This window comes from Bacillus sp. B4EP4a, assembly GCF_006680105.1.
Lineage (GTDB): Bacteria > Bacillota > Bacilli > Bacillales > DSM-1321 > Peribacillus > Peribacillus simplex_E.
Window position 1 is genome coordinate 40101 of record NZ_VHIK01000044.1, and the last position, 13196, is coordinate 53296.

The 13196-nt window shown below is 39.3% G+C and carries 13 protein-coding genes; 5 read left to right on the top strand and 8 right to left on the bottom strand.

The window, feature by feature from the left end; genetic code table 11:
* Positions 1–53 precede the first annotated feature (53 nt).
* Positions 54–821: a 3-hydroxyacyl-CoA dehydrogenase gene (locus tag FNK51_RS20565; RefSeq protein WP_098370603.1), complete on the bottom strand. Its 768-nt coding sequence runs from the start codon at positions 819–821 to the stop codon at positions 54–56.
* 74 nt (positions 822–895) lie between these two features.
* Positions 896–1291, bottom strand: coding sequence for a MerR family transcriptional regulator (locus FNK51_RS20570; protein WP_098370602.1), 396 nt, complete (start codon positions 1289–1291; stop codon positions 896–898).
* Between the two features lie 165 nt (positions 1292–1456).
* Here FNK51_RS20570 and FNK51_RS20575 point away from each other — a divergent pair, with 165 nt between their 5' ends.
* The 3 genes from FNK51_RS20575 (at position 1457) to FNK51_RS20585 (ending at position 3465) form a co-directional block, all read left to right on the top strand.
* Positions 1457–1882 (top strand): universal stress protein, encoded by a 426-nt coding sequence (locus tag FNK51_RS20575; RefSeq protein WP_137020306.1) that lies wholly within the window; start codon positions 1457–1459, stop codon positions 1880–1882.
* Positions 1883–2049: 167 nt separating this feature from the next.
* A complete protein-coding gene (cidR, locus tag FNK51_RS20580) occupies positions 2050–2931 on the top strand; it encodes a cidABC operon transcriptional activator CidR (protein WP_098370600.1) in 882 nt (293 codons plus the stop codon).
* A gap of 162 nt (positions 2932–3093) precedes the next feature.
* Entirely contained in the window at positions 3094–3465 is a 372-nt protein-coding gene (locus FNK51_RS20585) for a hypothetical protein (protein ID WP_141994503.1), read from the top strand.
* Positions 3466–3529: 64 nt separating this feature from the next.
* Here the strand turns inward: FNK51_RS20585 and FNK51_RS20590 are convergent, their stop codons facing one another.
* The 5 genes from FNK51_RS20590 to FNK51_RS20610 form a co-directional block, all read right to left on the bottom strand.
* Complete coding sequence (locus FNK51_RS20590) at positions 3530–4252, bottom strand: amino acid ABC transporter ATP-binding protein (protein WP_048685484.1); 723 nt, start codon at positions 4250–4252, stop codon at positions 3530–3532.
* Positions 4249–4905, bottom strand: coding sequence for an amino acid ABC transporter permease (locus FNK51_RS20595; RefSeq protein ID WP_141994504.1), 657 nt, complete (start codon positions 4903–4905; stop codon positions 4249–4251). Before FNK51_RS20595 ends, FNK51_RS20590 begins: the two co-directional genes overlap by 4 nt.
* Before the next feature lie 77 nt (positions 4906–4982).
* Complete coding sequence (locus FNK51_RS20600; protein ID WP_098370597.1) at positions 4983–5804, bottom strand: basic amino acid ABC transporter substrate-binding protein; 822 nt, start codon at positions 5802–5804, stop codon at positions 4983–4985.
* Between the two features lie 340 nt (positions 5805–6144).
* Positions 6145–7164, bottom strand: a complete 1020-nt coding sequence (locus FNK51_RS20605; RefSeq protein WP_260398008.1) for an AI-2E family transporter — start codon at positions 7162–7164, stop codon at positions 6145–6147.
* Positions 7165–7385: 221 nt separating this feature from the next.
* Positions 7386–7616 carry an excisionase family DNA-binding protein gene (locus FNK51_RS20610; RefSeq protein WP_048687214.1) on the bottom strand — a complete coding sequence of 77 codons (231 nt, stop codon included), beginning with the start codon at positions 7614–7616 and terminating at the stop codon, positions 7386–7388.
* 250 nt (positions 7617–7866) lie between these two features.
* Between FNK51_RS20610 and FNK51_RS20615 the strand changes: the two genes are divergently transcribed.
* A complete protein-coding gene (locus tag FNK51_RS20615) occupies positions 7867–8793 on the top strand; it encodes a glycine-rich domain-containing protein (RefSeq protein ID WP_141994505.1) in 927 nt (308 codons plus the stop codon).
* Between the two features lie 124 nt (positions 8794–8917).
* On the top strand, positions 8918–9166 hold the full coding sequence (locus FNK51_RS20620; RefSeq protein ID WP_141994506.1) for a hypothetical protein: 249 nt from the start codon (positions 8918–8920) through the stop codon (positions 9164–9166).
* Positions 9167–9291: 125 nt separating this feature from the next.
* Here FNK51_RS20620 and FNK51_RS26700 read toward each other — a convergent pair.
* Positions 9292–13196 (bottom strand): hypothetical protein (locus tag FNK51_RS26700; protein WP_181762305.1); only part of this gene is annotated, 3905 nt, incomplete at its 5' end.

Below are 13196 nucleotides of genomic sequence, written 5' to 3' on the forward strand. Positions count from 1 at the left end.
GTCCGAGGCTCTTTTTCCAGATTTACATGGATTGCCCTGAAGGAATTAACAACTTACCTGGGTGACATTCTAATGGCCCCATCAAGTCTGATGGTTTCCCCATTCAGCATTGGATTCGTTATGATGCTTTCCGTTAGTTTAGCGTACTCTTCGGGATACCCGAGCCTTGGTGGGAATGGCACGGTTTTACCTAATGACGTCCTAGCTTCTTCAGGCAATGAATCAAACATCGGAGTATGGAATAGACCGGGTGCAATCGATACGACACGTATCCCTTTAGTGGCAAGTTCCCTTGCGATCGGCAAAGTCATAGCAACAATCCCCCCCTTAGAGGCACTATATGCGGCTTGTCCGATTTGTCCTTCAAAGGCAGCTACCGAAGCTGTATTGATAATGACCCCACGCTCCCCCTCTTGGTTCGGTTCATTTTCGACCATTTTTTCCGCCGCAAGCCGGATTACGTTAAACGTACCGATCAAATTGATCTGCACGACATTTGAGAACGCTTTCAATTCATGTATACCTTTTCTGCCTATGACCTTCTCTGCAATCGCAATGCCTGCACAGTTGATGACCGTATTGATGCTCCCGAATTTTTTCATTCCTTCATCCAATGCTACCGATACGCTTTCCTCACTAGTTACATCCGTTTTAATAAACAGCACTGAATCTCCCAATTCCTGAGCCATTTTAGTGCCGTTTTCTTCCGAGAGGTCAAATATGACCGCTTTTCCACCTTTTTTAATGATGTTTCTTACTGTCGCAGCTCCCAGACCAGAAGCCCCGCCTGTCACAACTGCAATGGTTTCTTGAATTTCCAAATTCCCACCCCATTTGTTTTCTAGAATATATATTCATCTCTCACTATCATCAAAACCTATTTTCAAGATTAATTTCACCGCTTGCCTGTTTCATCGTTCACTTTCAAGTCATGAAGGGTTTCGGTAAAGCCTTTGATTACCTGTTCAAAATCCTGCTTCAACCCATCCAGCTCTTTAATGCGTTCATTAATTTCGTTTAATTTCTGTCCTGCAGTTTCAATCGTTTTTTCCAATTGCTTAATGCCTGTCCTATCCTTATCGAATAAAAGGACTATATCCTTTATTTCCACTAACGAAAAACCATATTTCTTACCGCGCATTATGATTTTGAGCTGTGCATATTCTTTCTTTCCATAAACTCTTTTTCCCGATTCAGTACGCTTTGGCCTAAGCATACCCAGTTCCTCATAATATCGGAGGGTCCTTGTCGTCAATCCGAATTCTTTTGCTAACTCAGAAATGGTGTACATGTTAAAACCACACTTTACAAAGGGATTATTTACCTTTATTTTAACATTGACGTTAACGTAAACTTCAATAAATATTCACAAAATTTATAATATATAAAACTGCATGAAAGATTTATATTGATATACTATGGGTATATTCTTTTAAAAGAAGGGAATGATCGATCAATGCTATGTTCAAAAATATTAGTTGCTTATGATGAATCTGAATTGGCTCTTAAATCTTTAGAAAAAGCGATTGAATTAGCGAAGCTGGATCCCGCTATAGAAATCCAGGTACTTCACGCTGTAACGCTGCCGATCAAACCAAATATATATGGCAATGCCTTTCAGGAAATCGAAGAATCCATGCTCAAATATGGCAAGGAAGTGATTAAAAAAGCGGAAGCGCTTTTATCCGAAATCCCGAATGCATCCCAGACATTTGTCGTAGAGGGTTCAGCCATCACGACTTTATTGGAACATGCAAAATCCCAGAATTGTGACCTTATCATCATGGGCAGCCGCGGATTGAGTGGTTTCAAGGAATTCTTAGGCAGCGTGAGCCACTACATCGTTCAACATTCCCCAGTGCCCGTCTTGTTGGTCAAATAAAATTTACGGCAGATACTCTTGCCAGCCCTTTCATAAGCTGGGTTCCCCTTTGGAGTCCAGCTTATTTATGCGTGCATGAAACCCCAGCATAGCTTATCATGTTTTACAAACACTTCCGTTTACGGGTAAAATGAAACTAATTTTAAACGAGGATAACAGGTGACGCAATGGATATTAAACATTTGCAATACTTTATAGAGGTAACCAATTTCAATAGCTTCACTCGTGCTGCCGACCATCTATTCATTACCCAGCCGACCATCAGCAAAATGATTAAAAACCTGGAAACCGAGCTAGGTGTTGAGCTTTTTGATCGTTCACGTAAGCAACTGATCTTGACCGATGCAGGCAGGGTTGTCTTAGAGCAGGCAAAATTGATTGATAAGGCCTTTCACAATTTAGAAACGGAAATGGACAATTTATTAGGTTTAAAAAAGGGACATATACGCATCGGGCTGCCGCCGATCATCGACGCTTCTTTCTTCCCCCGAATTCTTAGCCGTTTTCACGAGGACTATCCCAATATTACCTTTCAATTAGTAGAGGATGGTTCAAAGAAAATAGAAGAATCCGTCCAAAATGACTTAATTGATATAGGAGTAATAGTCCTGCCAACCAACACCGCACATTTTCATCATTTTGCTTTTTTGGAAGAAGACATCAACTTGATTGTTCATCCCACCCATCCGCATGCTTATAAGGAAGAAATCGATTTGGCCGACTTGGAAAACGAATCTTTCATCTTATTCAATAAAGATTACGTCCTTCGTGATCTCATCATTTCATCCTGTAATGAAGCTGGTTTTTCTCCACATATCGTTACTGAAAGCTCACGCTGGGATTTTATTGAGGAAATGGTATACTGTAAACTTGGCGTTGCTCTATTACCGGAAAGTTTATGCCGTCATGATGAGCGCGTAAAGACAATCAAGGTTAAAAACCCCTCCATCAGTTGGAATTTGGGATTTATATGGAGTAAGGACCATTACCTTTCATACGCTGCAAAAGAATGGCTGAAATATACGAGGGAAGCGTTGTCTCATAAGTAGTGAATTATCTAGCATCATTGATGTAAGCACTATCATAGATTTGGGTTATGCACATGATAACATCTAACCATTTTACAAGGCGTTACGGCGGGGGTAGACTAGTATAAGTAAAAAGCACGGTAAATGCTGATGGATTCAATATATTCTAAAAAGGAGATATTCATGATCACTTTATCTAGTGTCGATGAGTTACAGGCAACAGAAGCAGCTCTGGAAAAGATTAAATATTCATACCCCGAACTATTTAATAAACTGCTCCATGTCGTTGCCTTAACACGGGCTCTTCAATTTAAATATCAATTTATGGGCACATTAATCATGGATGAAAACCCTGACGAATACACCCCTGAATTCGTTATGCCCTCCGTTATCGGATTATATATAGAGGAAGTTCAAAAGTTAAAGGATGATCCGAATATCCAGGTATTACTTCAGACCTTCTTCCAAATTAAAAATATTGGATATGCCAAAATCAGTATGCTCGTGCTCGGTAAAAGCCCTGAATCGCTTTTAGGCGCTTCATATATCAAATGAAGCCCCCTGATATGCCCCGAAAAAAAAACCTCCCTTAATGGAAGGTTTTTTTCTTTACGTGTAATTAAAGCACTTTACTCAAAAAGGCTTTAGTTCTTTCCTGCTGGGGATTATTAAAAATCTCACTTGGAATATTTTCTTCAATAATATAACCTTCGTCCATGAAAATCACGCGATCTCCAACTTCTTTTGCAAACCCCATCTCATGGGTCACAACAACCATGGTCATGCCTTCCTTAGCCAGTTGCTTCATGACCTCAAGAACTTCACCGACCATTTCCGGATCTAGAGCGGAAGTCGGCTCGTCGAATAGCATGATTTTGGGTTCCATCGCCAACGCCCTGGCAATTGCGACGCGTTGCTTTTGTCCCCCCGATAATGAATCCGGATATGCGTTCGCTTTCTCGGCAAGTCCCACTTTCTTAAGTAGCTCCATCCCTCTTTGGGAAGCCTGTTCTTTGGAGATCTTGCGGACCTTTATAGGCGCAAGCATTATATTCTCAAGAACAGTCTTATGTGGAAATAAGTTAAAATGCTGAAATACCATGCCAACTTCCGTCCGGACTTTATTGATATTGACCTTCTTGTCTGTCGTATCAAGCCCTTCAATGAAAATATGGCCTCCCGTTATCGTTTCAAGTTGATTGATACACCTGAGGAAAGTGGATTTACCCGACCCAGAAGGACCAATCACCACGACTACTTCCCGAGGGGAAACGATTGCATTGATATTTTTCAATACATCATTTTCGCCAAATGACTTCTTTAGATTCTCCACTTTGATCATTCTGTTTTCAACCTTCTTTCGAGTCTATTTAATACGAAACTTAAAATGAGGGTCAGGAATAAATAGATGAAGGCACACGCCAAGTATGGCTCCCACACTTTAAAGTACTGACTCCCCATCGCTTTCCCCCAGTACATCAATTCCGGGGCAGCAATGACACAAAGCAGGGATGAATCCTTCAATAATACAATGAATTCATTTCCTAACGGAGGAATCATTCGTTTGAAAGCTTGGGGCAATACAACATGTATCATTGTTTGGATATGGGTCATTCCCAATGAACGCGCCCCTTCCATTTGCCCTTTATCGATGGATTGAATGCCCGCCCGGAAAATTTCGGCAATATATGCGGCTGCATTTAAAGATAAAGCAATGACACCTGCAGTTACTGCATTCGTTTCCCCAGTGAAAAAGGGCACAATTCCAAAATGGATTAAAAAGATTTGAACTAAAAGCGGTGTTCCGCGAAAAACCGTGACATAACAGTAAAATGGAAAGGCAAGCACTTTGTTTCTCATGAGTTTCCCTAAACCGATAAATAACCCCAAAAAGGTTCCGATGAGAATGGAGGAAGCCGACAGCCCTATTGTAAGCAACGTTCCTTTTAATAAGAAAGGAGCATATTCAAAAATAATATCCCAGCGAAAACTCATTTTGTTTCCCTCCTAAGACCAAAAAAACTGCGTAACTTCACACGTAAAGTTACGCAATCTTTTACTATCCCTTTTTTTTATTGTTGTGCTTTCAACGTTTCAATATCTGGATCAGTACCAAACCACTCTTTATAGATTTCTGCATATTTCCCATTTTCATAAATGGCATTCACGGCTTTATCGAACTCCGGTTTCAATTCACTGCCTTTTGGGAACATAAGACCATAAAACTCCTCATTGAAGCTTTTGCTGTCTTCAACGACTTTCAGTTTTTGATCGGGGTTATTTTTCACATATTCTTCAACAACCGTATTATCAGCTACGACAGCCGAAGCTCCGCCTTTTAGTAATTCCTGAATGGCCAGGTTATTGTTTTCGAATTTTTTGATATCCTTGTGATTCTTTCCAAGGAGTTTCTCTACCGCTTCCTGTCCAGTAGTACCAGTCTGTACGGCAATGACGTTTCCTTTCAATTCATCTCCTGATTTTATATCACTATTCTCAGGAACGAGAATCTTGTTTGTGGATAAGAAATACGGAACAGAGAAGTCATAAGATTGTTTTCTTTCGTCATTCACTGTAATCGCAGATATGGCGACATCCGCTCTCTTACCTTCGATTTCAACAAAAATCGGATCCCAACCAACAGTTTCCACTTTAACTTCATAACCCGCTTCTTTTGCAACGGCATTGATGAAATCAACATCGAATCCTACAATCTTATCTCCTTCAAGATATTCAAATGGAGCATAGTTGGCGTCCGTCACGATCCTGAGTGTTTTCCCATTGGACTCTTCTTCTTTACCAGTTGTCGAGACTTCCTTATCCTTCCCGCATCCTGTCAAGACTAGTAACAAAGAAGCAACCATGGCAAACACTAAAAAAGAAACCTTTTTCAAAATAATCCCCTCTTCTCTCTCGTAAACTCTCTTTTTTTAAAAAAACAGATAAATCTAACTTTAGAGAACATTCAGTATATTCTTGTAAGAATATTATACGTTTATTTGTTTTTTTATGCAATAAAAAGTCGATAAATAACTTTAGTAAAATAAAATTTTAATCAATTAACTCGGTAAATCAAAAACGCAACTATGCACTAATAGGGAAAGTTGCACCCTTTTCCCCTTTACTCGAATTAATGGATATTATATTGAAAACAGTTAGCGCCATCTTTCAAAAGGTTTAATTGAACAAAAACAAGCAGCGGCCATATTAGCGTGGCCGCTGCTCGAATGATTATTATCGGACTTCCATATTCCCCTCTTCAATATCCAACATATCCAACAGGAAGATGAAGATCGGTATCCCGATGATCAATCCCCATATCCCAAGGAAATGCTCGGAAAACAATAGGATGATGAAGGTGAAAAATGTTGGAAGATTTGTTTTTGCCGACATGAATTTCGGATTTAAAATATAGCTTTCAATTGCATGGATCACAACAATCATGATTAATACAGCAATCACTTTGGGCATGCCGCCGATGCTATAGGCAATCATGCTAAGTGGAATGAGGGATATGATGACTCCTGCAACCGGAATCAAACCCAGGAAGAAAATCATGATCCCTAGACCGAGCAACTGCGGGAAGCCAAGGATCCATAAGAAAGTTACCGATAGGACGGCATTCGTAATGGCTATCAAGAACTGGACCTCAATCACCTTTCCGAATGAATTGATGAATTTGACGCCAAAGTGGCTTAAGTTTATAAAGAAAGATTTAAATTTGGCCCGCTTGAATTTAGAAGTGAAGCGAATGATTTTATCTTTTTCCAATAAGAAAAATAGACTGAGCAACATGGAAATGAAAATTTGAAATGCCAGTTTACCGAAATCGGATATATAAAGATAGAGTGTATTCATCTGAGTTTGAAGATCGAGCGGAGATTTCAGCTCGTTCATTATATTAATGGCATATTGAATGACCCTACTATCTGGTGGATGTTGAAAGAAGAAAACGATCTGTGTCACTAATTCCGTGAATTGTAGCGTAATGACCGGTAGATATTTATAAAGAACGATGGCTAAACAAGAAATGACGACTGCATATAAAAAGCTTATAACAACCTTAGAATTGATATGCATCACTTTATTCAGCCGAATCATGATAATTTGCTCCAGCCTTCCCATCAGGAAAGTGAAAACAAATGTGAATAACACGATATTAACCATACTACCGATGCTAATTAAAAAGAGGACTAACACAATTAATGTAATTAACCTTGAAAAACCTTCGCTTTGCAAATACTCTTTTACCACTTACCTATCTCCTAACTACCATTCTGCCGTGATAATTCCTTCTACCTTTCATTTTACACGTAATTGAGGAATTCTACTACAATTACCTTCCATTGACAAGAAAATTATTTGAATGATCAGTAAAACCCATGGTGGAGACGCCGTTAAGAACTTTATGGAAAATTCAATCTTTTATCCCAAGCCATTTCTGCATGAAAAAACATCTGCCAAATCGGCAGATGCTAATCTTCATCCTTCACATCGATATCTTCGGGGATGGGTTCGTTATAATAATCCGCTAAATCCTTCTTATACTTCTCCATCTGTTCAAGATGCATATTAAACTGATCTTTAAAAATCAAATGCTGCTCACCATCATGAACGGTACGAATTTTATTTTGAACGATCAAACTTTCTATATAAGATTCCGGCATCGATAGATATTCCGCAGTCTCTTTTACTGTCAAGTACATGCCTTCACCCCTTTTCCTCTCTAACTATACTAGAAATGAGGCATTATTTGAAGTGCTTGGTTTTTGATTGAAAATCCCTTGCATGACAAGCAAAGGACGAAACCGTTTCAGGGGTTTGGCATGCAATCTCAACAGCTTAATCGAGTTCCGTCAATGGAACATTTTGGTCAAAAAAACTTACAATCACTTCCAACAACATGTAAGATAATGTTAAAGTAATATATCGATATATTTAAAGGAGTGGACAAAAATGACTTTCTTTTATGTCATTCTTGCGGCAATTTTTGCTGTTTTACTGGTCAATTTCGTTAAAGGGCTAAGTGAACCGGCTAAATTAGAACGCTATCAAAATGAATTCCGTAAATACCATGCTGAAACTTTAGATCTGCATGCAACGGAAATCGTTTCAGAAGCATTGATAGAAAAGCTTAATAAAGCACTGGATTTCAATTATATGGAAAAGGTCAATGCTGAATTCCGCCTGAAGCATCCACGGGACTCACAGATAAAGGTCAATCAGGCATGGCGAGAATTGAAGCGCTACTTGATTATGGCTGCAGTGTTTGGAAAAGTTGAAATGTTTAATTCAGTCATCGATGAGTTGTGGCATATCATGCTGAAATATAGACGGGAATATGATGAGTTTTGCCAGGATTTCATCGGTAGGACCATTCAGCACCATCCTCATTCAGAACCTGTTTTCAAACCCGATGAGCGCACTCTTTTTGACTTTTACTATGTACAGCTATTTACCGTGGATTCCCATTCCATTCAAAAATGGGGCAAATTTTTCAAACATGATAAAGGGCAAACGCTTCTCCGCGATTTTGAAACGTTGGAGCTGGAGCAGTTAAAAGAGAAATATATGCGGAAACCGACAAGTAAGCAAGCCGAACGGACCTTTGAATCTTTCACATCCCAATTTAAAGAAAATCGCCCCATGACAGAATTGAATTGGCGGAAAACGTACGACCAGACGGACTACGCAGCTCCTGCTTATTTCACTTATGCAAGCACCGATGATTTTGACAGTGAATTTAAAGATATTTTCGGGAATGAATCGAACACAGTTTCCTCTGGATCCGGCCATGCCGATCATGGTGGTCATAACGGTTCCCATGACAGCAGTTCTGATTCCTCTTCAAGCTGTTCTTCATGCAGTTCTTGTTCGTCTTGAGCTTCTAAAGCGTTTCAGTTTGTATCCACAAGCATATAAACTTGATAATGGATTGATGAAGCTAAGTTTGTTAATCAATCAATAATATTTTTAATTTTATCTTTTATAAGGAGTTACAACTGATATGGGTGATAATGAGATCCGAAAATTCAGGCCAGTTTTTGTATATGCAAATTTGGAAAGTAAAAAAAAATTAGTGCAAGGTTTAACTGAAGATCGAGTGAAATTAATTCAAGAATTAGAAAAATACAGAAATTCCCTTTCACCATTTTTAATTAATGTTTTGCAAACTAATATAGATCAGTGGGAAATAGAAATTCATGATTGGCAAGAAGAAATAAAGAATATCGAAGAAGAGAAAGAGAGCTTTTAATTGCTCTCAGTTTGTAGACAAAAAGGGTTCGGAATTTATAAATTCCGAACCCTTTTTGAGATTTCCTTTGAATTTTCGTCCAAGGTTAAGAGATTGGGTATCTGACGCATTTCATTCCTTCTTCATTAATTCCACCGATTGAACCAATTCTTTATCCTTTGTTTATTTTTCTCAAGTACCTCCTTCGATGTCCGGTTGTCTTTTTGTTTTTTCCATTCAAAGAAAGATGCAATTCCGATAAGCAGCCCTCCGCCGATGATTAAATACAGCCACCATGGCATCTCGCCCCACATCGAATTGGTATTCATATAGACATTGAATAAAATGGTCCCGGTTCCAGCGATAAAATAGGATTTGTATTTCATCATGAATCCAAAGAGCATTGCTGCCAATGACACCGTGCCGATAATGAGCTCATCATATAAGGTGTTTCCTGCCATTGCATCAATGATCAAGGCTGAAAATAAGAGGAAAACAATACCACTTTCGATATATTGTGTGATTTTGCCTTTAACAAAGATTTTCCTCAGCAGAGTGGTGCTGACAATGAACAGCGGCAGAATATTCACCTCCTCCTCAAGTACAGCAGGTATCGTGAGCTGATCGACAATGACCCAATACGGATATAAACTGAACAATATCGCTGCAGCCATCTGGGATTTTCTTTCCAGCACCCCTGTAGTCGTGCTTCTCATCAAAATGAAATAGGCCGGAATCAGAAGTGCCACGAAGATTTCCAAAATGAAATGTGCTGGTCCCCCCGTCAAAACATCCATGTTCATGGCAAGAAGAAACAGCAGACCATAGACTCTGTAAAAATCCAATTGAAGTCCTGCCCCGCCTTTATCAAGCAAGCCTTTAAAGAATTTCCTGCTTAGCAGCACCATTATGGCCGTACACCCAAAAAGGAATGCCGCTCCAACGAAAGGCTGTAATGTGTCCGCGTACATGATGATGATCCAATACGGATACAAACTGAGAATTCCCGTTAGCCAAACGTAGATGACCTTTTCTTTTACATCCTTTGTGAAAGTTCCAATCAAGAAGAAGTAAACCGTGATCAAGAGCGAGACGACAACCTGGAGTAACTGGCTTGATGTTTCAGTTACTGGAATTCCCCTATTCATGGCAAGTAAAAACAGCAGGCCATATATCCTGTATGCATCGATGGTAATACCTGTTTCTTCCTTTTTGATTAAACCATCGAAATAACGCCGGCTTAAAAGCAGCATCCCTGACATACAGCCGAAAAGGAACATCAATCCCTTTACAACCGATAGACTGTCGGCATAGCCGACGATGTTCAGGAAGGGATACAGACTGACTAGAGCAGCAATATTGGAATAGATTTTCTTTTCTGGCTTTTCCGCTGTCAAGTTTCTCAGGAAAATGAAATAAGCGGTTAACAGAAGCGATACAAAGACTTGGAGTAACTGATGTTTAGTACCATTAAAAACCTCTACATTCATATCGATCAAAAAGAATAAACCATAGATCCTGAAAGGATCAAAGCTGATGATGCCTGATCCATTTTTCTTGAGTAACCATATGGAATACAGTCTGCTTAACAACAACATTCCTGCCATACAGCCAAAAAGAACTGCCAAACTCGTGACGACTGAGAGTGCATGGGCAAAGTCCATGATATTGATGAACGGGAAAAGTCCGATGATGGCCGCTATTCCCGAATAAATGCTTTTTTCTTTCGTATGGATCGTGAATCTTCCCATAATGATGAAGTAGCCAGGCAACAACAGGGAAACAAAAATCCCCAAAATTGCAGAACCTGTATCGCTCATAAACACTTCCAGATTCAAAGTGCATAGATATAACAAGCCAAAAATCCGATAATAATCAATGACTCTCTTCGTTCCCTTTTGGTTGACCAATCCTTTGAAATGGCGTCTGCTAGCCATCACCATCACAGTCATGCATACAAGCAATACGATAATCGCCATAACCAAAGGTAATGTATTTACATACATATTATAGAAGATGAACGCAAGGCTTAGAGGAACCACAACATAGTTCCGCCAATTCCTTTTCATGAGCAGATACCAGGCAAATAAGAACTGTACAGTCATCACTCCTACCCAGACCAGTTCCCTGTTAAGCGGAAAATCCCGGATTGCCGTTTCCAATATGGATATGCTTATCCCTAAATGAATGAATGGAATAAGATAATACTCCATGATTCCTTTCCAATTCTTATTGGAAACCGACCACAGAATGGTTATGAGTCCTGCTGTTATCATCATGGATATTGATGTAATGAACTCTATTTGCCCCACGTTTGCAAAAAATAAATGGACCTGCAGGAAAAGGGCTGAAAACCCTAGGTACGTAAAAACGTATTTTTCCCATTTCACATGTGCCCTTAAAGCACTCAAAATATAAATCAACAGTTGTGTAGCATATAGGAACGGTGAACTTTCCGTATTAACAATGAGCAAATATCCAACGGGAATCGCCAGCAAATTGGCAAGGTGACTTGTATATTGGAAGTACAATTTCCCTTTCCCCGAATATTTCCCAAGCCATTCTCCCAAAAGGAAAAAGATAATAGGACCTAGCAGCACAAACGCAATCTTCAACACCATTGAACTCAAATCAAAAACATCGTAGAGTGAAACATATAGGCTGGCACTTGTAATCACGACAGGCACCCAGAATATGTGCTTCCGATGTATATGGACGGACCAGCCGTTTATTGCCGTAGCTATGGCGATGACTCCGCTTTCCTCCAAAGGTTTCAGTGAATCGAATGGAATCGATACCAAGGAAAGGAAGGAGAGTATCTGTGCGCTATATGCAAAAACAGGAAATAATTTATGATAACCCTTTTTAAATGTGTAAGCTGCACCGATGGAAATCAGTGAAACCCCCATTAAATAGACGCTAAGCGTTATATTTGACCGGACCCACTCTAAACTCTCCAACAAAAATGGATAGAAAGCAACCAAAGCCAGTACGAAAGTGATTGGAAATCCGTATATGGCGTTTTCCTTCATATGCTTTGATTCGTCTTTTATATATGTGATTAAGAATAGCCCCGAGATCATGGCGAGCGCGACACTAACTGCAAGCCAATCCATTTCGCTGAATTTAATGGTCAGTATCACTAACATGATCATTGGGGAGAGAAGTAAGATACTCTTCTTAAACAGGCTGTACCTTGGGTGACGGTTATATAAATATACTCCAACATATTGAATGGCCTGAAGAAAGAAAACAAGATTTAAAATGGTAGAAAAAGAGACTTGCAAAGCAAAGAAAAGATACAGGAACGCTAAGTCGAAAACAACAACAGCCGGGTACGTGAAGCTTGGATTTCTCGAATGAAGGGAAAAATGGACAAGCTGAGCGGATACTATCATGAGCGCGATGAATATTTGCGCATAGTTCTCCTGGTACACCATCGCGTTACTATATAAGAAAACGATCCCGCTCTCAATCAAACTGGTGAACATGAAGTTCTTGGAAAGCTTAGTCATTTTAGATTTAGCCAGATATTTCGATAGCATAGTAAAAATGATTGGTACAAGTGCAAAAGCAATGACCATGTATTCACTTAAAAATGAGTTAAAAACAAAATGGATATATCCATACGTGAAAACGGCGCTAAAAGCCATTTCACAATATTTTTTTTGGAATTTGACCGAAAAAATTAAAAACAACACAGAAAAGACCATCAACGTTAGCGAGTACACCAAGTTACTTGAAAATAACGTCAGGATCACAAAGGCTTCCACGATGATCTTAAACTGGATGAATTGAAAAATGAATGGTTTGAATAACGTTAATGCTTTTTGATTTTTCAATTGCTCGATATTCCATAATAGTATTAAATTAAGAATGCCAATCGCCAAAAACATCCACTCGATAGTCGGCGTCACAAAGGCCAATCCGAAATAGCAGGTAATGCCAAACGTGAATATCGAAATGAAAATGAATATTTTCGACTTAAAGTAGTCAGCAATCTTACAATAAATCGCTAAACAAAGTAATCCCCCAAGAAACCCCAGTAGCC